Annotated in this window: 22 protein-coding genes; 15 read left to right on the top strand and 7 right to left on the bottom strand. The window is 44.2% G+C overall.

The window, feature by feature from the left end:
* Nucleotides 1-15: 15 nt before the first annotated feature.
* The 9 genes from AB1L08_RS03085 (at nucleotide 16) to AB1L08_RS03045 (ending at nucleotide 8,300) form a co-directional block, all read left to right on the top strand.
* Nucleotides 16-813, top strand: coding sequence for an SDR family NAD(P)-dependent oxidoreductase (locus AB1L08_RS03085; RefSeq protein ID WP_413063210.1), 798 nt, complete (start codon nucleotides 16-18; stop codon nucleotides 811-813).
* A 263-nt stretch (nucleotides 814-1,076) separates the two neighbouring features.
* The gene (locus AB1L08_RS03080) at nucleotides 1,077-1,640 is read left to right on the top strand and encodes a Uma2 family endonuclease (protein ID WP_413063209.1); all 564 of its coding nucleotides are present in this window, start codon (nucleotides 1,077-1,079) and stop codon (nucleotides 1,638-1,640) included.
* A 369-nt stretch (nucleotides 1,641-2,009) separates the two neighbouring features.
* The gene (locus AB1L08_RS03075) at nucleotides 2,010-3,272 is read left to right on the top strand and encodes a Y-family DNA polymerase (protein ID WP_413063208.1); all 1,263 of its coding nucleotides are present in this window, start codon (nucleotides 2,010-2,012) and stop codon (nucleotides 3,270-3,272) included.
* Nucleotides 3,273-3,293: 21 nt separating this feature from the next.
* A complete protein-coding gene (locus AB1L08_RS03070; RefSeq protein WP_413063207.1) occupies nucleotides 3,294-3,626 on the top strand; it encodes a YolD-like family protein in 333 nt (110 codons plus the stop codon).
* Nucleotides 3,627-4,504: 878 nt separating this feature from the next.
* Nucleotides 4,505-4,669 (top strand): hypothetical protein, encoded by a 165-nt coding sequence (locus AB1L08_RS03065; RefSeq protein ID WP_413063206.1) that lies wholly within the window; start codon nucleotides 4,505-4,507, stop codon nucleotides 4,667-4,669.
* Between the two features lie 128 nt (nucleotides 4,670-4,797).
* On the top strand, nucleotides 4,798-6,108 hold the full coding sequence (locus tag AB1L08_RS03060) for a TolB family protein (protein ID WP_413063205.1): 1,311 nt from the start codon (nucleotides 4,798-4,800) through the stop codon (nucleotides 6,106-6,108).
* Between the two features lie 328 nt (nucleotides 6,109-6,436).
* Complete coding sequence (locus AB1L08_RS03055) at nucleotides 6,437-6,979, top strand: RNA polymerase sigma factor (protein WP_413063204.1); 543 nt, start codon at nucleotides 6,437-6,439, stop codon at nucleotides 6,977-6,979.
* Nucleotides 6,936-7,880, top strand: coding sequence for a hypothetical protein (locus AB1L08_RS03050; protein ID WP_413063203.1), 945 nt, complete (start codon nucleotides 6,936-6,938; stop codon nucleotides 7,878-7,880). Before AB1L08_RS03055 ends, AB1L08_RS03050 begins: the two co-directional genes overlap by 44 nt.
* A 99-nt stretch (nucleotides 7,881-7,979) precedes the next feature.
* Nucleotides 7,980-8,300: an iron-sulfur cluster biosynthesis family protein gene (locus AB1L08_RS03045; RefSeq protein WP_413063202.1), complete on the top strand. Its 321-nt coding sequence runs from the start codon at nucleotides 7,980-7,982 to the stop codon at nucleotides 8,298-8,300.
* 3 nt (nucleotides 8,301-8,303) lie between these two features.
* On the opposite strand, the gene AB1L08_RS03040 is transcribed toward AB1L08_RS03045, so the two are convergent.
* The 3 genes from AB1L08_RS03040 to AB1L08_RS03030 are packed head-to-tail and all read right to left on the bottom strand — an operon-like array spanning nucleotide 8,304 to nucleotide 11,091.
* Nucleotides 8,304-9,206, bottom strand: coding sequence for a hydroxymethylglutaryl-CoA lyase (locus tag AB1L08_RS03040; protein WP_413063201.1), 903 nt, complete (start codon nucleotides 9,204-9,206; stop codon nucleotides 8,304-8,306).
* A 57-nt stretch (nucleotides 9,207-9,263) separates the two neighbouring features.
* The gene (locus tag AB1L08_RS03035) at nucleotides 9,264-10,463 is read right to left on the bottom strand and encodes a toxic anion resistance protein (RefSeq protein ID WP_413063200.1); all 1,200 of its coding nucleotides are present in this window, start codon (nucleotides 10,461-10,463) and stop codon (nucleotides 9,264-9,266) included.
* On the bottom strand, nucleotides 10,435-11,091 hold the full coding sequence (locus AB1L08_RS03030) for a 5-bromo-4-chloroindolyl phosphate hydrolysis family protein (RefSeq protein ID WP_413063199.1): 657 nt from the start codon (nucleotides 11,089-11,091) through the stop codon (nucleotides 10,435-10,437). The genes AB1L08_RS03035 and AB1L08_RS03030 overlap by 29 nt, the downstream gene beginning before the upstream one ends.
* A gap of 222 nt (nucleotides 11,092-11,313) precedes the next feature.
* Here AB1L08_RS03030 and AB1L08_RS03025 point away from each other — a divergent pair, with 222 nt between their 5' ends.
* Genes AB1L08_RS03025 through AB1L08_RS03015 form a run of 3 tightly spaced genes read left to right on the top strand, consistent with a single transcriptional unit; the run spans nucleotide 11,314 to nucleotide 13,904 of the window.
* Nucleotides 11,314-12,510 carry an acetyl-CoA C-acetyltransferase gene (locus AB1L08_RS03025; protein WP_413063198.1) on the top strand — a complete coding sequence of 399 codons (1,197 nt, stop codon included), beginning with the start codon at nucleotides 11,314-11,316 and terminating at the stop codon, nucleotides 12,508-12,510.
* 23 nt (nucleotides 12,511-12,533) lie between these two features.
* On the top strand, nucleotides 12,534-13,223 hold the full coding sequence (locus AB1L08_RS03020) for a CoA transferase subunit A (protein WP_413063197.1): 690 nt from the start codon (nucleotides 12,534-12,536) through the stop codon (nucleotides 13,221-13,223).
* A gap of 18 nt (nucleotides 13,224-13,241) precedes the next feature.
* On the top strand, nucleotides 13,242-13,904 hold the full coding sequence (locus tag AB1L08_RS03015; protein ID WP_413063196.1) for a CoA transferase subunit B: 663 nt from the start codon (nucleotides 13,242-13,244) through the stop codon (nucleotides 13,902-13,904).
* Between the two features lie 103 nt (nucleotides 13,905-14,007).
* Here the strand turns inward: AB1L08_RS03015 and AB1L08_RS03010 are convergent, their stop codons facing one another.
* The 4 genes from AB1L08_RS03010 to mciZ all read right to left on the bottom strand — a co-directional run bounded on the left by AB1L08_RS03010 (nucleotide 14,008) and on the right by mciZ (nucleotide 16,093).
* Nucleotides 14,008-14,334: a helix-turn-helix domain-containing protein gene (locus AB1L08_RS03010; RefSeq protein WP_413063195.1), complete on the bottom strand. Its 327-nt coding sequence runs from the start codon at nucleotides 14,332-14,334 to the stop codon at nucleotides 14,008-14,010.
* Between the two features lie 196 nt (nucleotides 14,335-14,530).
* Nucleotides 14,531-14,665, bottom strand: coding sequence for an anti-repressor SinI family protein (locus tag AB1L08_RS03005; RefSeq protein WP_413063194.1), 135 nt, complete (start codon nucleotides 14,663-14,665; stop codon nucleotides 14,531-14,533).
* Nucleotides 14,666-14,978: 313 nt separating this feature from the next.
* On the bottom strand, nucleotides 14,979-15,905 hold the full coding sequence (locus AB1L08_RS03000; protein WP_413063193.1) for an aldo/keto reductase: 927 nt from the start codon (nucleotides 15,903-15,905) through the stop codon (nucleotides 14,979-14,981).
* Between the two features lie 53 nt (nucleotides 15,906-15,958).
* Nucleotides 15,959-16,093, bottom strand: a complete 135-nt coding sequence (gene mciZ, locus AB1L08_RS02995) for a Z-ring formation inhibitor MciZ (RefSeq protein ID WP_413063192.1) — start codon at nucleotides 16,091-16,093, stop codon at nucleotides 15,959-15,961.
* A gap of 72 nt (nucleotides 16,094-16,165) precedes the next feature.
* Here mciZ and AB1L08_RS02990 point away from each other — a divergent pair, with 72 nt between their 5' ends.
* The 3 genes from AB1L08_RS02990 (at nucleotide 16,166) to spoIIM (ending at nucleotide 18,624) form a co-directional block, all read left to right on the top strand.
* Complete coding sequence (locus AB1L08_RS02990; RefSeq protein ID WP_413063191.1) at nucleotides 16,166-16,717, top strand: NUDIX domain-containing protein; 552 nt, start codon at nucleotides 16,166-16,168, stop codon at nucleotides 16,715-16,717.
* Nucleotides 16,714-17,874, top strand: a complete 1,161-nt coding sequence (locus tag AB1L08_RS02985; protein WP_413063190.1) for an endonuclease Q family protein — start codon at nucleotides 16,714-16,716, stop codon at nucleotides 17,872-17,874. The genes AB1L08_RS02990 and AB1L08_RS02985 overlap by 4 nt, the downstream gene beginning before the upstream one ends.
* Nucleotides 17,875-17,976: 102 nt before the next feature.
* Nucleotides 17,977-18,624 carry a stage II sporulation protein M gene (gene spoIIM / locus AB1L08_RS02980; protein ID WP_413063189.1) on the top strand — a complete coding sequence of 216 codons (648 nt, stop codon included), beginning with the start codon at nucleotides 17,977-17,979 and terminating at the stop codon, nucleotides 18,622-18,624.
* The last annotated feature ends 81 nt before the right edge of the window (nucleotides 18,625-18,705 follow it).

Below are 18,705 nucleotides of genomic sequence, written 5' to 3'. Positions count from 1 at the left end.
AGAGGTGGACAGACGGTGATGAATGAACGTTTAAAAGGAAAAACGGTTGTCATTACTGGAGCAACCGGCGGGCTTGGCGAAAGAATGGCCCATTTATGCGCGGCAAGCGGTGCCCGGCTCGTTTTGCTTGCCCGCAATAAGGAAAAGCTTGAGCAAATCACCGGGCAAATACATGCCCAACACCAATCCGCCTGCTTGCCTGTTGTATTGGACCTTTCCCGCCATGAAGACATCGCCCCTGTTTTTCAAAGCATCCTGAAACAAACCGGGGCGATTGACGTTCTCGTCAACAACGCGGGCTACGGCGTGTTTGCCGAAGCAGGAGACGTGGCCCTGGCAGACCTGCAGGGCATGTTTGCCGTCAACGTTGTCGGGCTGATTGCCTGTACGAAGGAAGTCATTCCATCGATGAAGGAGCGAAGATCCGGCCATATTATCAACATTTCTTCCCAGGCCGGCAAAATCGCCACTCCAAAATCAAGCGTGTATGCGGCAACGAAACACGCCGTGCTTGGCTATACAAACAGCTTGCGGATGGAACTTTCCGACTTTGGCGTCTTTGTCACCGCTGTCAACCCGGGCCCGATGGCAACCAACTTCTTTGACATTGCCGATCCCAGCGGCTCCTATGTAAAAAACGTGGGGCGTTTTATTCTGCGGGCGGATAAAGTGGCGCAAAAAATTGTGGATGCCATGATGACGCGGCAAAGGGAAATCAACTTGCCTGTCTGGATGAACGCCGGCAGCATTGCTTACACCTTGTTTCCCGGGCTTGTGGAACGGCTCGGAAAGAGGGCGTTTTTTAAAAAATAATTCATTTTGAGAGCTTACGCGCCGGCCTATACGCCCGTCCATTGGGGCAAGAAAGGGCAGTATGGGCTTATATATACCCATTTTCGCTTGCTATTCTTGCCTGATTATATGTGTTAAAATCAAGAATAAGGGATACGGCATTACACCGTTATTAAAATTACTTTTGCCTCACGATGAGTAATGATTGACCATATGATTGGACTCCCGGTTGAAGAAGCGGAAAAGTCAGTTTTAGAGCTTTTTGGAAGGGGGAGAGCGTTAAGATGACTCATCTGTACCAAAATAGCCCAATGTCCATTCATGATTATTTCGTATTACGGGAGAAGTCTGAGGAATTATTGGAATATATCGATGGCATGGTCTATATGGCTCCTTCACCATCAACCGTCCATCAACGAATCTCGAGAAAACTTCTTATTCGATTCGACCAATTTTTAAGCGGGAAACCTTGTGAAGTCTTTCATGCTCCATTCGATATTGAATTGAAAATTGAAAACACGGAAGAGCCAAAAATTGTCATTCCGGATCTAAGTGTCATCCGTGATAAAAGTGGTTGGACAGAATCGGGTTATGTTGGTGTACCTGCCCTAATTGGGGAAATCCTTAGCCCATCGAATCAATCCCATGATCTGATTACAAAATTAAATGTATATATGAATGCTGGTGTCAAAGAATATTGGATTATAAACCCAATGCTCCATTCCGTGACTGTTTATTCCCTAAACCAAGAAAAATTGTATGAACAGCATGATATAAAAACAGCGGTCGGCACCATTACCTCGAAAGTCTTGCCGGGCTTCTCTGTTGATTTGCCAGAAATTTCTTAAAATTATATTTATTGGATTCAAAAGGCGGGGGATGATTTACAGATTTAATGCGCCTGCCATTTGATACTGTATATCTTGACCATTTCCGGTCCATTTGGCAAAAATTTGCGTTTTGCCTCAATCTTTTTAGGGCCAGTTTTGCATGGTGAGTCCGGAAGGGATTCAAATCCTTCGGGTGATTAATTTTCCGGCATAATAAATCAGAAAGCTCTTTGAAACTAGAGCTGCTTCCTTATTTCTTGCCCCTCCATCATTTGAACGATGGAGGGGTTTTTTGTTAACAAAAGATTCCATTGAAGAAATAGGTCTATTGGTCTACAATGATGTGTATAATAGAACTGATGTTCTGTTTCCTGGGAGGATGAAAAAATGGGAATTGACTATGGGATGCTGCCGGATCACAGCATATTGTGCATTGATATGAAAAGCTTTTATGCAAGCTGTGCAGCGGTGATGCTTGGTCTTGACCCGCTTGAATGCCATCTGGCGGTTGTCGGGAATTTGCAGCAGCCCGGAAGTGTTGTATTGGCGGCTTCTCCCCGATTGAAAAAAGACTATGGCATTCAAACGGGTTCCCGTTTATTTGAAATTCCGGATGATAAACGAATTCAACTGGTTGAAGCACAAATGACGCTTTTTTTGCGGATCTCAACGGAAATTGCCCGGTTGTTGAATCGCTACGTCCCAAAAGAAGCGATTCATGTATATAGTGTGGATGAAAGTTTTCTCAAACTGGATGGAACGGAACAGCTATGGGGAGAGCCCCGGACTGTTGCTGAAAAAATTCGCGATGAAATGTTCCGGGAATTTCAGCTGACCTGCTCAATCGGCATTGGGCCGAATATGCTTTTATCCAAGCTTTGCCTTGATTTGGAAGCGAAAAAAACGGGTATTACAAAGTGGACATATGAAGACGTTCCGAAAAAGCTATGGCCGGTGTCTCCCCTCCAAAAAATGTGGGGAATCGGCAGGAGGATGGAGAGAACGCTGAACGGAATGGGAATTTTCAGTGTCGGCCAGCTTGCCGCCTATGACCGGGCCATGCTTGAAAAAAAGTTCGGCATTATGGGGAACCAGCTCTATTATCATGCCTGGGGCGTTGATTTGTCAGAGCTCGGCGCTCCGATTATGGGCGGCCAGATCAGTTTTGGAAAAAGCCAGATTCTGCTCCGGGATTATAAGAAAAAGGATGAGATTACAGCGGTCATTCTGGAAATGTGCGAAGAAGTGGCCCGGCGGGCCCGTGAAAGTAAAAAGGCCGGAAGAACGGTCAGCCTTGGCATCGGCTACAGCGAAAAAGAGTTTGGGGGAGGGTTCTCTCGCTCAAAAACGATTGAAGAGCCGACGAACGTCACAATGGATGTTTATAGGGTGTGTCTTGAGTTGTTCGAAGCCCATTATACCGGAAAAACGGTGCGGCAAATTTCGATTACGCTTTCCAATATTGTGGATGATGGCACATTCCAGCTCAGTTTATTTAAGCCAAATCAAGTTCGGGAAAGGGAGCTTGGATATGTGATCGATCGCATTCGCCGCCGGCATGGAGCAGCGTCCCTGCTTCGCGCTGTTTCCTATACCGAAGCGGGAACAGCCAGGAAAAGGGCAGGCCTTGTCGGGGGCCATAAAGCATAAGTGACAGAGAGGGGCAGGAAAATGATTCGGGACCGCGGAAACATCAAATGGAACTCGCTCATGCTCCCGGAGCACGTCAAAATGCTCCGGGAATGGGCCCAAGAAGATACGTGGGACGAGAAAAAAGAACTGGATGAACAGAAACTGGAACAGCTGAATGAGGTGGCAGAAGAAGCGATGAAATTGGGAAAAGAGGTCAATATTACATATTTTTCCCACCATCATACGCAACAGCTCTCCGGAAGGATCCATTGTTTTGATCCTATGAAAAAAGAATTCCGGATCGTTGCCAGATCCGGCCGTGTGCATCACATTTCAATAGAACAAATCGAACATATAGGAATCATCGGGTAAAATGGAAAAAACAGAGGCTTTCAGGAAGAAAATATGATCAAACGATCGCCATTTCAACGTCCCACTAACCTTTATGAGGAACGCATTTGCAAGTTAATCAAGCGCGGAAGGAAATATCAGATAATAATCCTGGATTTCCGGAAACCAAATATATACAAAAAAGTATGGGCTGTATGAAGATTTCTTCAATGGACTATTAAGGGAGGAAGAGCATTTTTGCCCTTGGATGGAACCGGTTGGGTTCCAAAAACACAAAACCCGTTGTAAAGGAAGGGTGCATCTATACTGGCATTCAGGGAATATGAGGGACCGCACCGGGAGAAGCCAATCGGGTGTGAGGTGATTATGAGCTTAGATTGATTTATTGGGAAGTACATTATTAAGAAGGATAATGCCTCCAAATCTTGAATAAGTAAAGAACAAAGCTAAATGGGAGGCTGTTAAGAAAAAACGTTGGCTGTTTTTGCTTCGGTTTTATATGGCTGTCTGCAGGATGTGATTCCAAATTCATTTCTTTTTCAGGAGAAAGCGACAATTGGAAAGGGGAATACACTGCATATATTTCTGATAATGGTACAACGGAAGAGGGAAAGTATGTCTTTGGCTGCAAGCATGCCACAAGAGATCAATCATTTGATTTTATAGAAGTTGAATGGGGAAACAGATCTGCGGGAAGAAAATGTTAAGGGGCCAACCATCGCCATGTCAACATCCTGTTCAGGATGTTCCGTAACACGGGAAGATACAGCCATTAAAGTGACCATCAGATGGGACGACAAAAAAGAATCGTTCGAGTTAAAACCCAATTAAATGAACCAATATCTTTTATACTGAAATCATGTAAAATGAAATAACTTTTTCTCTCCGGAGGGTGAACCATGAAAATAATTGCTAATCAAGATGGAATCGGTACCTCTAAATTTGACCTTTATTTATATAAGGTACTATACTTGCTAAGCTTTAGAAAATCCAAATGGCTGGAAAAGCAAATCGTTCAAATTGCAAAAGATCTCGAAGCCATTAAAAACAGGAAAGTATTTTAGTGATGGTTGATAATTGAAATGCTCCGCTGATTGGGACGAGGAACGAAATAAAGGCTGCTGTTCGATTGTTGACCAAATAAATGTAATACTTTCCGGTATTGTTCTATATGAAAAGGAAGGAATCATTCATGAAACGAAAACGCACTTTTTTAGTAACCATTGGCGTGATTTTTATGTTATTTGCCGGCACATTACTTTACGCCATTTTAAGGGATGATGATCCGTATCGACATTTTACTGGACTCGGAGAAAAAATAAGTGTAGCCCCGGATGATTCAAAAATTGCTTTTTCTTATTACGCAGATGGTAAGGAATCAATTTATACAGCGAATCGTGATGGCAATCATGCAAAAAAAATAAGCGATTCAAAGAACCGGCGGGATCACGCTCCGAAGTATTCACCTGATGGCAAAAAGCTTGTTTATTTAAGCGAAGATCCGGAAGGGATTCAAACCCTTCGGGTGATCAATCAAGACGGAAGTGAAGAAAGGCAATTGACTGATGATAAGATTCATGTCGCAGACGCTATTTTTTCGCAAAACGGACAAACAATTTATTTTGTTGCCGTAGAAGCGGATGAATTCAAAAAGGGAGAGGAATCGAGGGAAGGGTTTGATTTGTTTTCGATCGGGTCAAATGGACGCAAGATGAGGAAATTAACGGATGCCGATCACTTTTCAATGAATCACCTATCGCTTTCCCCTGATGGAAAAACGATTTATTATAGTGAATTTGACGGGGAGAAAGAACGTCTCTATTCATACTCACTCGAAGGCGGCAAAGGAAATGCAGAACTGTCCATTCTTCCTAAAGAGGAAAATGCACCATCATTTTATGAACCGCAATTGTCGCCAGACGGACAGCATTTGGCATTTACGGATGTTTCCAAGGAATCTCAAGAAAGTTCTACTTTTAAATATGACTTGTTTTTACTAGACTTGGAAACGAAGAATGTGGAGAGATTGACGGACTTGAAAAAAGCGGTAACATCTCCGGCATTTTTCCATAAGGAAAATAAAATTGCTTTTCTGGAAAACACAAACTGGCCAAAGGACCCGGCCGTGTACCGGTTGAAGACAATCGATATAACGACGCACAACATCGAAGCAGTCAAACTGGACGCACCTCAATCAGCAGGCGGCCCCCGATTTATACAAATGCTTGATCGGGCGGTAAACAGCTTCACTCTTGCGATCTTGTATATGTTACTGATGTGTTTATTAAGTGTGTACCTCCATCTTCATCATCCGGGCAGAGCCTATCTGCCTGCCATCGTAAGTTTTTCGATTGCCGTCATTACATGTATAGCGAGTTTTGCAGTAGCCGCAACGGTGGACCCTTGGTATGGCATTGGGCTTGGGATGCTGGCTGCCGGGATCTTTGGCTGTTCCCTTATTGTCATCTTGTTCGTATTTATTTATAAACGCCTCGCAAAATAGTGGGATATTGATACAAAAAGAAAAAAGCAGTTAAAAAATATGCTTCATACTGCAGACAATCCGAAAAACAGGTTGTCTGCAGTTTTTTGTATTTTATTTCGGGCTAAGATGGGCCGCGATTATGGATAAAGAAAAAAGATGACAAACAAATAAAGTACGCTTTTAGATGTGGTAGGTTTAATATTAAATGAAATCCTTGTAACGTGAACAACGAAGATAAACTTTGTATGACAGATTTTAATGGAGCAAATCGAACTATGGAAATTATCGGGTAGATTGTAATCGTTTTGCCTTTCGGCCGTCAAATAAATAGAAGGGAGGGGGCGGAGTGAAAGAGGATTGCATAGAGCAGTGGTTTGAACTGTATGAAAGGGATATTACAAGTTTTTTGATTTACTTGACAGGCACGCGGGATGTGGAAGATTACGTCCAGGAGACGTTTCTGATTGCAATGAAAAAAATGCCGGGATTCAAAGGAGAATCCCATCCGAAAACATGGCTCATCTCCATTGCCCGAAATATGGTGATCGATAAATACCGAAGGAATCAGGTGTGGAACAAAATCAAGCGGTATCTGACCGACGAGCAGCAGGCCCCTGCAGATTCCGAAAAGCTTGTCATGAAAAATCAGGAGCATGAGCAGCTGTATCGAGCGATTCGCCAGCTTTCGCCGCTTTACAAAGAAGTCGTTATTTTAAGGGGCATTTTGGAATTGTCTTCAAAGGAAACAAGCGACATTTTAAAGTGCAGCGGAAACAAAGTAAACGTGACATACCACCGTGCATTAAAAAAATTGAAGGAAATTTTAGAAAAGGAGGGATTTTACTTTGAAGGAGCAGCTGATCGAAGAGAAACTAAGGAACCTTCCTAAATATTCGTTATCAGACGGGCAAAAACAGTCCATCTTACAAAATTTGCGAGTTGGCGGGAATAACAGGAAGCCGGCATTTAGACCTGGATGGTCGGTTGTTTTGATATCCGCCATCGTCATCACCATTATTCTTGCCTTGGCCCAATTTCAGCATAGCGGCGACCATACGGCGATAAACGAAAGCGGGGACATGGCGGAAATGGAAACGGCAAAGGAAGTTGATATGGGAGCCGTGGAAGGAAAGCCGTTTGTACTTTCGGATGAAAAACAACATCCCCCCCAAGAAGCAATCGGCATTGAAGGAAAAATCGGTATTTTGAATACGTTTGACCATTTTGTTGCAAAAGATAAAAGAAGGGTTGCCAAGCTGATGTTATTCTTCTGGGACGATCAGGCTGAACTGCTGGGCAAACAGGTTGAAGTGACAGCCACCAACGGTCAACAAGAAATAATATTGACAAGAGCGGAAATTGGAGGAAGCCTATACGGGGAAGATGGCCATGTCTTGACAACATTTCAGCCATTTCCGACGGAGGGAACATGGAAACTGTCCTTTTTGGTAGATAAAGAACCGTTTGGGGAGTTTACTTTGGAAGTCCTGCCCCCGTTTCCTGCAACAGAGCACTTTACACTGGTCGAATCTCCGAAAGAAATACAAATGGGCAGTAAAAGCAAAATGGCGATTGAAGGAACTGGAGAGAATAAAGAGAAAATAAGCATACAGTTGTTGGATGATTCCGGAAATCTGGCAGATGAAGCCGTGTTTGTTCAAAACGGAGAGGCAATGGATGCCGTAACGAATGAGCCAATTTATTTTTACGAAGGAAAACTGGAGTTTCCGAAAAAAGGAACTTGGATATTGCAAATCGACGGAGAAAAAACAAAGCCTTTTGCAAATTAAATACTGGCAGCATAACGGGAAGCAAATATTCATATACTAATATGTGCTTCTCGTATTTTTGTTCATCCAACTCTTTTCCTTGTGAAAGGCGGGGTAAATATGGTAACGGTTTCAATAACTGAAAAAGCGGCAGAAAAAATCAAGGAAAAACTCGGAGACAGGGATTTGGCGTTAAAATTAATTTATGAAACGGACGGCTGTGCCGTGAGCGGCATTCCTACGCTCAAATTTGAAAAAACCCAGAAAGCGGCCAATGATGAATTGGTCATTGAAACGAATAAAATGCCGCTCTTGATTGAAAAGTCAAAACTTGTTTATTTGGACTCGGAGCTGGAAATCGATTTTTCGGATGACAGCCATACGTTCCAGCTCACAAGCCCAAATGAAATATTGAATGGCAGAATGAGCCTGTTGGACTGAAATTTAACCTTGTTTGGAAAGTGAATAATAGCCCGTGCTGATTTCTCTTGAGACTGCGGGGGCAATCGTATCGATCGCATCCACGAGCCTGTCAAGGTTAATGGACGTTTCAATGCCCATTCGGTCCAGCATATATACGACATCCTCTGTTGCCACATTGCCGGTTGCACCCGGTGCGAACGGACAGCCGCCAAGCCCTCCGGCTGATGAATCAAAGCGGTCTACTCCGGCTTCCAGTGCGGCGTATATATTGGCCAGCGCCATTTTTCTTGTATCATGAAAATGGGCTGCAAGCAAAACATCCGGCAACTCGTCTTTTAACCGGGAAAAAAGGGAGTATGATTCGTGCGGGGCAGCCATGCCGATTGTATCAGCCACGCTAAGTTCATCAACGCCGGCTTCAACGAATTCCCGGCAAAGTGCAAGCGTGTCTTCTTCCTGTACTTTTCCTTCATACGGGCAATAGAAAGCGGTGGAAATGCATGCCCTGACAAAGTAGTTTTGTGCCTTCAGTTCCGCAATGGCCGGTTTTAATTCTTCCAAGCTTTCCCGGGGCGATTTGTTAATATTTTTCTGATTAAACGTGTTGCTGACCCCGACAAAGACAGCGATTGACTTGCACGAAGTTTCGAGCACCCGCTCAATCCCTTTTCGATTGGGCGCCAGTACCATCCCGCGAACCCCTTCGGGGGCAGAACGGACAATTTCCCCGGCATCCTTCATTTGCGGCACCCATTTTGGGGAAACGAAGGAAGTCAGTTCCATTTCTTTGATTCCGGCTGCGGCCAGCTTTTGGATATACGCTTTTTTGATCTCCGTCTCCACAAACTGCTTTTCATTTTGCAGCCCGTCACGGGGGCCGACTTCAATAATTGTTACTTCTTTTGGAAAATTCAATGATAACATCCTCCTTTTAGCATCAAAACCGGACAACAGCGATTGTCCGGTTTTTCCATGTTAGAATCACCGCAGGCTGAGCAGTTTTTGTTTCAATTCGTTTTCCATCGTCAGCAGCTCCTGCTCCGCTTGCGCCCGTTTCGATCGGCCTTCCTGCTGGATTTTGATCGTTTCTTCAAGAGTCGAAATCAAGCTTGCCTGGGTTTTCTTCAAAGTATCGATATCCACCAGGCCGCGTTCGTTTTCGCGGGCTGTTTCAATTGTATTGGATTTCAGCATTTCGGCATTTTTTAATAGCAGATCATTCGTCGTTTTCGATACCTGCTTTTGCGCTTCGACAGCCTGGCGTTGACGAATAAGGGAAAGTGCAATCGAGATCTGGTTTTTCCAAAGCGGGATGGCCGTCATGATGGAAGTTTGAATTTTTTCGGCAAGCGCCTGGTTTGTATTTTGAATCATGCGAATTTGCGGGGCGCTTTGTATCGTAATTTGCCTGCTCAATTTGAGATCGTACAGCCTTTTTTCAAGGCGGTCGGCGAATTGGATCATGTCGTTCACGTCCTGATAGGCCATTTGGTCCCCGGATGCTTCGGCTTTTTTCTGCAAACCGGGGATCGTTTTTGTCCGGAGTTCTTCCAGTTTCAATTCGCCGGCAGCAATGAAAATATTCAGCGCATGGAAATATTCTTTGTTTTTTTCATAAAGTTGCTCAAGCATTTTCAAATCGTCGAGCAACACCTCTTTGGACTGGTTAAGCTTTATTGTAATCCGGTCTATTTGCGCCCCGGTTTTTTGATACTTGGACATTACTTCTTGAACCGAATTGGAAATCTTGCCAAACATTTTTGCGAAAAAGTTTTTCTTCTCAGGTGCCAGCTCTTCGGGATTGACCGATTTCAATTTGCCCATCAGATCATTTAAAATATCGCCGACCGGTCCAATATCCTTATTTTGGACATGCTCCAGCATGGAACCCGAAAAGTTTAACAATTGGGATTGGGCCTGCGTGCCGTAGGAAATGATCGCCTGATGGTTGGTCGGGTCAATCTGTTCAGCCAATTTCACGGCCCTTTGTTTACTTTCTTCCGGGAGGGCATCGATCAGCTTTGCGGGCTTCGGGGCAGCCTGTTCGGAAACACCGGGCTGCAGAGCGAGCTCCTGCTCGCCGAACGGGTTGGCGAGTAAATCATCAAGCCCGGTTGAAAAATCATCCTTTAATACATTTTCTTTATTTGCTTCACTCATGCTTGGTGCTCCTTTCATCATCTAAAGGGTGGTATTCGAGCTTTTTTAACGAATGGCGCGCTACATCCAATTCAAATTTCAAATCGTCCACATCCGAAGAAAGAACGTGGTAAATATCCTTTTTAATCGACTCGCTTAAGTCTTCCAGCGTGCTTTGCGTTTCTTTTAAAGAAAGGTATATTTGTTCGTTTTTGACAGGCTGTGCTGCGAGCCGGGCAAAGCGCTCGGATAATTCCACAACAGAATCGAGATGGTAAAAAAAGAATCTTTCCGATTGATAAAATCTGCGGGGATCTTTATGGACAATCGTATACATTCGTCTAACCAGCTTGCTCAATTCATACAACTGTTTAAAAGCGCCCAATGTTCTTACGCTGAAAAAAGCTTTTTGCAAACGGCCAACCTTTCTTTTCGCCTCAAGCAGATTTTTCTGGATATAGGCGTATTCTTTTCTCGTTAATTTGTTTTTCTTTAAAAATCGGTAGTCGGAAATCCATTTTATCCCGAAAAACGTCACGGCGCCAACCAAAAGGGAAATGCCGGCGGAAGGAAGAAAAGCTATATCCAAGCCGAGAAATAAAATAAGCCAGATCAGAAAAGCTTCCCCGGCTGAAAACATTCCTAGGAGAAAAGAATAAAAAGCTCTCAATTTAATCGACTCCTGTCCATTTGTTGCTTATTATCTGTCATCTTATACGGATCATTGCGACAAAAGTTTCATTTCTTCCTATTATAAGGAATAAAGGGCAGCAATGAAAGCGGGAAACATGTTGATTTTTTTCTGTGGGAATCCAATAAAAAGAGGATTTTCTTATTCTTTCACGAAAGTAATAATAGTAGAGATCGTTTTTTAAAAAGGGAGGCTTTGAACATGAACAGCAAGGAAGTCGTAATTGTCGGCGCCGTTCGCACGGCTATCGGAAATTTTAACGGAACGCTGAAAAGCGTTTCGGCACCGGAATTGGGAGCGGCAACGATCCGAGAAGCATTAAAAAGAGCCGGGGTAAAGCCGGAGGATGTCGATGAAGTCATTATGGGAAATGTGCTGCAAGCGGGATTGGGACAAAATCCGGCACGCCAGGCTGCCATGAAGGCAGGTATTCCCGAAAGCGTTTCTTCCATGACGATCAACAAAGTGTGCGGATCCGGATTAAAGGCCGTCCATTTAGCTGCACAGGCGATTGTAGCCGGTGAAGCTGAGATTGTCGTGGCAGGCGGCATGGAGAACATGTCCCAGGCTCCTTATTTGGTAAAAAACGCAAGAGACGGATTTAAAATGGGGGATCAAAAGCTGATCGACAGCTTGATAAGCGATGGCCTAACCTGTGTTTTCAATGATTATCACATGGGTGTGACAGCGGAAAATTTATGCGACCAATATGAAATTACACGTGAAGAACAAGATGAATTTGCGGCTTTGAGCCAGGAAAAAGCTGTAAGGGCCATTGAGGAGGGGAAGTTTAAAGAAGAGATTGTCCCCGTTATGGTTCCACAACGAAAAGGGGAGCCAATTGTTTTTGATACGGATGAATATCCGCGAAAAGGAACAACCGTCGAAACGCTTGCCAAATTAAAACCTGCCTTTAAGCAAGGCGGAAGCGTTACGGCCGGGAACTCCTCCGGAATTAATGATGGTGCTGCTTCTGTTGTAGTCATGTCCAGGGAAAAAGCCGAACAGCTTGGGATAGAGCCGCTTGTGACAATCAAGGCAAACGCCAATGCGGCCGTTGACCCAAGCATTATGGGGATTGGACCTGTTTCGGCTGTGAAAAAAGCTTTGCAAAAAGCGGGATTAACGCTTGGAGATATGCAATTGATTGAAGCGAATGAGGCTTTTGCTGCCCAGTCTCTGGCTGTTGACAGGGAACTTCGGTTCGACCGTTCCATACTGAATGTCAACGGGGGAGCCATTGCACTTGGCCACCCAATCGGGGCGAGCGGTGCAAGAATCCTGGTAACTTTGATTTATGAAATGAAAAGAAGGAAAGCCGAAAGAGGGCTGGCCACTCTATGCATTGGCGGCGGCCAAGGGGTGGCGACCATTGTAGAATTGGCAGGACAAAAATAACCGACAAAGGGGGACGGGATTCCATGAAAAAAATATTTGCATCATTTCGGGAGGCTGTAGATGAAATTACGGACGGTTCAACATTGATGGTTGGAGGGTTTGGCCTTTGCGGCATCCCTGAAAATCTGATTTTGGCCCTTGGGGAAAAAGGAGTGAAAGATTTAACGATCATTTCCAATAACTGTGGTGTCGATGATTGGGGGCTGGGCCTGCTTTTGCAAAATAAACAAATTAAAAAAATGGTTGGTTCCTATGTAGGAGAAAACAAAGAGTTTGAACGCCAAGTATTATCCGGAGAAATTGAGGTAGAGCTGACACCGCAGGGAACGCTCGCGGAAAAGATTCGTGCGGGGGGTGCCGGCATCCCGGCTTTTTATACGCCTGCAGGGGTCGGAACCCCGATAGCGGAAGGGAAGGAAGTACGGGAATTTAACGGGAAGGAATATGTGTTGGAGGAAGCATTAACGGCGGACTTTAGTCTTGTCAGCGCTTGGAAAGGCGACAAGATGGGGAATCTTGTTTATCGAAAAACAGCACGCAACTTCAATCCGATGATGGCCGCTGCCGGCAAAGTGACGATTGCCGAGGTGGAAACGCTCGTTGAAACGGGTGATCTCAATCCGGACTGCATTCATACACCAAGCATTTATGTACAGGGAATTATCCAAGGGCGCCTTGAAAAACGGATAGAAAGAAGAACAATCAGATCATAAGAAAAGGAGGAGTACATAATGAGCAAAGCTGCCATTCGCGAGCAGATTGCCAAAAGGGCGGAAAAAGAAATTGAAAGCGGGTTTTATGTGAACCTTGGTATCGGAATGCCAACGCTCGTCGCCAATTATATATCTGAAGATAAACAAGTCGTTTTGCAATCGGAAAACGGCTTGCTCGGCATCGGTCCCTACCCGGCGGAAGAAGAGGTGGATGCTGATTTAATCAACGCCGGGAAAGAAACGGTGACAGCCATCCCGGGTGCTGCTTACTTTGACAGTGCCGAGTCATTTGCAATGATTCGGGGCGGTCATGTGGACATTGCCATTTTGGGCGGAATGGAAGTTTCAAAGAATGGCGACCTGGCCAACTGGATGATCCCGGGAAAGATGATTAAAGGCATGGGCGGCGCCATGGATTTGGTTCATGGTGCCGGGAAAATCATCGTCATCATGGACCATGTCAACAAAAACGGCGAGCCGAAAATTTTAAACGAATGTTCCTTGCCATTAACAGGCAAGCGGGTTGTCGATCGGATTATTACCGACCGGGCGGTGATTGATGTGAGGGAATCCGGGCTGGTGCTGAAAGAAGTAGCCAAGGGATACTCGGTTGAGGATATAAAGGAATCGACAGAGCCGGACCTGGCGGTCGATCCTGATGTGATTACGGACGCTTATTAATTTTTGATTTTCCGAAAAGGCGCAGAAATGGCTTGGTTCTTCTTATACGCAAACTTTTTTCGGGAAATGGTTAAAACAATAACGCTCAGCAGCCGCTGAGCGTTTATTTATTCTTCATCTTCCGTTTATTGAATTCCAAAAACTGCCGGAATTCTGCTTTAGAAATGCCCGAAGCCATTGCTTCCCGTACAAGTTCTTCCCAATCGGGATCAAGTGCCGCTTGATCATTGTTTGTCTCCCCGTGAAGCAAGATATGAACCGGAACATCAAGAACAGATGAAATTTTTTCCAGTATCTGTATCGAGGGATTGGATTGGATACTCCGTTCAATTGAGCTTAAGTAAGACTTTGCAATGCCCGCCTTTTCCGCCAATTCAGATAGTGACATTTTCTTTTGTAACCGATACTCTTTAATTCTTTGGCCAATCATATGCAGTCACCTACTCTTACCCATTATATCATACATATCAAAGAATAGACCGTTTTAATCCCGCATGAATCGGGTGGGAGACGGCGATTGGTTCGGATCGGCAAGCTGTCATCACAAAGGCGTTGTGACGTAAAGGATGTACGAGTGCAATCGAAGCGGCATGACAAGGAATGCCAGGCAAGAAAACCACGACCATTTATGTATTTTTCATTTTGTTCTGAAAAAAATCTCTTATGTCCTGTGGATCAATTCCGGCACTCAAAGCGAGTAATATAAGCTCTACCCATTCTTCATCCAACTTTTCTGGTTTTGTTACGACAGACTTTTTCATCGTTACCTCCCCATATTTACAAGCTTAAACCGGGTAAAATCTCGGACCTGTGACTTTGGCGCCCTGACTTTCGAACAGATTTGCCTTTGGCTCGTATCATAAAGTATAAATGTTTCCAAAGTCACAGTCGTGAAAAAAATGTCGTTAAATATAATAGTGAAATAACATTAAATCCAGTCGTTTTTTGATGGGGAAACGGAAATATCATAAAATAGCCCGTAATCACGAGTCTATTGCACTAGTATGAATGGTTGTCCGGTTAAAAGTTTGTAGAACGATCCGCGAATAAAGAGAATATTGTCGAGCAAATGATCTAACGGTGAGTGGAATAGCGGCCTTTTTTCGTTAATAAGGCGAGAATGCCCTTTTCTTCGTCTGATAATGGCCGGCTGTTCACAGCCCGTGCATTGTCCTTTACTTGTTCAATACTGCTTGCTCCGACTACAACGGCAGCCACTGTTTCGTTCGACAAATTAAATTGCAGCGCCAGTTCATTCAGTGTTCTGTCTGATTGATTTAACAGCTTCGCCTTGGCACTTTCAACAAATTCATAAATTTCCCTGGAAGAATAATCGGGATAATTCTTTCCTTCAAATTGCTCTTCTGTTAGTCCGAGCATTTTGTCACTCAATAAACCTTTAGCGACAGACCCTCTCGTGACAACGCTGACACCATTTCCTTTAAGCAACGGCATGATTTCTTCCGGACGGCGGTCAAAAAGGCTGTATTGCATCATGATGCTTACGATGGAAGAACGGTTTACATACTCCCGGATAACATTCGGCCGGATGGAAGAGATGCCGTAATATCGGATGAGTCCTTCGGCTTTTAATTCCTCAAAAGCTTCAATTGTTTCATCAATGGGATCTTCTATCGTCCCGCCATGGAGCTGATATAGGTCGATATAATCTGTTTTCAGGCGCCGAAGACTGCTTTTGACCGCTTCTTTAATATACTGCTTTGACGGATCCCAGCGCCAGCCGTCTTTTTGCTCGTTCCAGCGATTTCCGACTTTCGTGGCGATGATGACTTTGTCACGGATGGGCGCGAGCGTTTTCCCGACAATTTCCTCATTGACGCCATAGTCGTATAAATCGGCTGTATCGAAATAATTGATGCCTTCATCAATCGCTGTCTCAATAATCCCGGCGGCTTTTTCTTCGTCTGTTCCGAGCGACATGCAGCCCAGACCCATTTTTGACACCCATATATTTGATTTGCCGAGCTTCCGTTTTTCCAAATGGATCCCGCCTTTCGCTAGTTATGCATCTATTGTAACGAACTGTTGCATGCTTATTCAATCAATGTGCAGGAGTCAAGCCAATCTTTCAAAAGCTTGTGTTCCTTTGAGTATTTCTTCAAAAGGGCCTGGATTTCCCAAGCCTTTCCTGTTAATACGATCCGCTTTTCGCCGATAACCACTCTCACGGCAACCCCTCCTTGATGTATGGTAAAATGTATGATTATCGGGAAAAGAAATAGAACAGGGAGCTGAGAAAGTTGAAAAAGTTTGAAGAAAAAACGATCCGTTCAAACCCCATTTTTCAAGGGAAAATCATAAACGTTCAGGTGGACGAAGTTGTGCTTCCTGATGGAAATACATCAAAACGCGAAATTGTGCGCCACCCTGGCGCAGTGGCCATCATCGCAGTAACGAAGGACGGAAAGATCGTGATGGTGGAACAGTACCGAAAAGCGCTGGAAAGATCTCTTGTTGAAATACCTGCAGGCAAGCTGGAGCCCGGTGAGGATCCGGCTGTGACTGCTGAAAGGGAATTGGAAGAAGAGACGGGATACCGCACGAAACATATGGAATACATTACTTCTTTTTATACTTCTCCCGGATTTGCCGATGAAATAATCCATCTTTATTATGCGGAGCAGTTGGAGAAAGTGGAAAATCCTTTGGACGGGGATGATGACGAGTTTGTCGAATTATATGAAATTACCTTGGAGGAAGCTTTGCAATTTATTTGCGACAAACGGATTCACGATGCCAAAACCGTTTTTGCCGTCCAATTCATGCAGCTTTTGGGGCAGAAACAATCATGAGGGACTACTTTGCCGATTTGCATATTCACATTGGAAGAACATATACAGGGAAACCGGTGAAAATTACGGCAGCCAAAAACCTCACTTTGACAAACATTTTAAAGGCTGCCCGTTTTCCAAAAGGACTGGATATCGTCGGCGTCATAGATTGCCATTCACCTGAAGTGATTGAGGAAATCATCATGCTTCTAAAAACGGATGACTTGGTGGAATTAAGAGAAGGCGGCTTTCGGTTTCAGAAAGATGTGACACTGATTCCGGGTGTTGAAATGGAATTATTGGATGAAAAATGCAGCGGGCCGATTCATGTCCTTGCTTATTTTCCAACATTGCGGTCGTTGCAGGCATTTTCCTCATGGCTTTTTGAACGGGTAACCAATATTCAACTTAGCACACAACGCATATATGAAAGTGCAGCGATCATTCAGGAAACGGTCCGCTCCCTGGGCGGGCTGTTTATTCCCGCCCATGTGTTTACCCCTTTTAAAAGCTTATATGGAAAAGGGGTGAAAAGGTCCTTATCGGAAGTATTAGAACCGGATGGCATCGATGGAGTGGAACTCGGGTTAAGTTCCAATACATCGATGGCCGATCAAATTGGCGAACTGCATCGCTATGCCTTTCTATCCAATTCGGATGCCCACTCTCTTCCGAAAATGGCAAGAGAATACCAAAAAATGCATTTGGCATCACCCACTTTCCTATCCATTCAAAAAGCGCTAAATCAGCAGGATGGCCATCATATTGTCGAAAATTACGGATTAAACCCTTTTCTTGGCAAATATTATCGGACGGCATGTGCCAAATGTTTTGCTTTAAAGGAAGGAGACGTGTGCATCCAATGCGGATCGGAAAAGTTTACGAAAGGCGTTTCGGAAAGGATTGCCGAGCTGGCCGGGAGCGAAGCACCTCCGAAGCGCCCTCCCTATATCCACCAGGTGCCGCTTGACTTTTTACCCGGTCTTGGCCCAAAAACAAAAGAAACGTTATATCGCCACTTCGGTACTGAAATGAATATTTTGCATCGTGTGAAAGAAGAAGATTTAAAAGAAGTGATCAAGCCCCAGCTCTCGGATATGATTGTAAAAGCGAGGAGGGGCCGCCTCGAGCTTGAAGAAGGCGGCGGGGGGCGTTACGGAAAAGTTGCCAGAAGGTGATTTTCCATCTTGTCCAGGAAAGAAATTCCTGTTGTCATTAAGTCATATGCTGCTTTTCCCGTTCATAAGATGTAACAATCGTAGAACGGAGGGAAGCAGCATATGCGGAAACGGTTTTCGTCTAATTTTATCACGCGTCACATCCAATTTTATTTTTCTATTTACTGTTTCATCATGATATTGTTCGTAATGGGGATCATTTTCGGGGCAGTCATCGTCAACAACTTGTCCGCTGTCCAAAAGGAAGATTTGTTTTATTACTTGAATCATTTTTTTGGACAAGTTGCCGATGGAAAAATCGGTGAGGCAGAAGAACTGTTAAAGATCAGTTTCTTTCATAATGTAAAATTTGTCGGGCTGATGTGGGTGCTCGGCATTTCAATCATTGGATTTCCATTAATTTTAATCCTGCTTTTTCTAAAAGGGGTCACCATTGGATTTTCGGTCGGTTTTCTTGTCCATCAAATGGGCTGGAATGGATTATTGTTGGCTTTCGCAACACTCCTGCCGCAAAATCTGTTCATCATTCCGGTTTATATTTTTATCGGTGCGATGTCGATTGCGTTTTCAATTAAACTGATCAGAAAAATTTTTATCAGGCAGGGATTTTCATATCAGATCGTTCCTGAATTTGCCCGATATTTTATGTCGTATATAGCCGTTATTGCTGTCATTACAGTGGCTGCCAGCATCGAAGCCTATGCAGCTCCAGTGTTGATGAAGTCTATTCTGGCCTCCTTTAACGGATAGTATTCTCAATGATTCCTCCTTCCATTTTATAATAATTTTAATTTGATTATTCGCTTCTGTCTGATATAATATAAAAGACGG

It is taken from the genome of Siminovitchia jepli, assembly GCF_047228825.1.
GTDB lineage: Bacteria > Bacillota > Bacilli > Bacillales > Bacillaceae_C > Siminovitchia.
This window is presented reverse-complemented; position numbering and strand designations above follow the sequence as displayed.

What these genes read in the sequence shown, in the direction of transcription:
- AB1L08_RS03080 (WP_413063209.1), top strand. Translation starts at nt 1,077, where the DNA reads ATGACTCATCTGTACCAAAATAGCCCAATGTCCATTCATGATTATTTC.
- AB1L08_RS03075 (WP_413063208.1), top strand. Translation starts at nt 2,010, where the DNA reads ATGGGAATTGACTATGGGATGCTGCCGGATCACAGCATATTGTGCATT.
- AB1L08_RS03070 (WP_413063207.1), top strand. Translation starts at nt 3,294, where the DNA reads ATGATTCGGGACCGCGGAAACATCAAATGGAACTCGCTCATGCTCCCG.
- AB1L08_RS03065 (WP_413063206.1), top strand. Translation starts at nt 4,505, where the DNA reads ATGAAAATAATTGCTAATCAAGATGGAATCGGTACCTCTAAATTTGAC.
- AB1L08_RS03060 (WP_413063205.1), top strand. Translation starts at nt 4,798, where the DNA reads ATGAAACGAAAACGCACTTTTTTAGTAACCATTGGCGTGATTTTTATG.
- AB1L08_RS03045 (WP_413063202.1), top strand. Translation starts at nt 7,980, where the DNA reads ATGGTAACGGTTTCAATAACTGAAAAAGCGGCAGAAAAAATCAAGGAA.
- AB1L08_RS03040 (WP_413063201.1), bottom strand. Translation starts at nt 9,206, where the DNA reads ATGTTATCATTGAATTTTCCAAAAGAAGTAACAATTATTGAAGTCGGC.
- AB1L08_RS03035 (WP_413063200.1), bottom strand. Translation starts at nt 10,463, where the DNA reads ATGATGAAAGGAGCACCAAGCATGAGTGAAGCAAATAAAGAAAATGTA.
- AB1L08_RS03025 (WP_413063198.1), top strand. Translation starts at nt 11,314, where the DNA reads ATGAACAGCAAGGAAGTCGTAATTGTCGGCGCCGTTCGCACGGCTATC.
- AB1L08_RS03020 (WP_413063197.1), top strand. Translation starts at nt 12,534, where the DNA reads ATGAAAAAAATATTTGCATCATTTCGGGAGGCTGTAGATGAAATTACG.
- AB1L08_RS03015 (WP_413063196.1), top strand. Translation starts at nt 13,242, where the DNA reads ATGAGCAAAGCTGCCATTCGCGAGCAGATTGCCAAAAGGGCGGAAAAA.
- AB1L08_RS03010 (WP_413063195.1), bottom strand. Translation starts at nt 14,334, where the DNA reads ATGATTGGCCAAAGAATTAAAGAGTATCGGTTACAAAAGAAAATGTCA.
- AB1L08_RS03005 (WP_413063194.1), bottom strand. Translation starts at nt 14,665, where the DNA reads ATGAAAAAGTCTGTCGTAACAAAACCAGAAAAGTTGGATGAAGAATGG.
- AB1L08_RS02985 (WP_413063190.1), top strand. Translation starts at nt 16,714, where the DNA reads ATGAGGGACTACTTTGCCGATTTGCATATTCACATTGGAAGAACATAT.
- spoIIM (WP_413063189.1), top strand. Translation starts at nt 17,977, where the DNA reads ATGCGGAAACGGTTTTCGTCTAATTTTATCACGCGTCACATCCAATTT.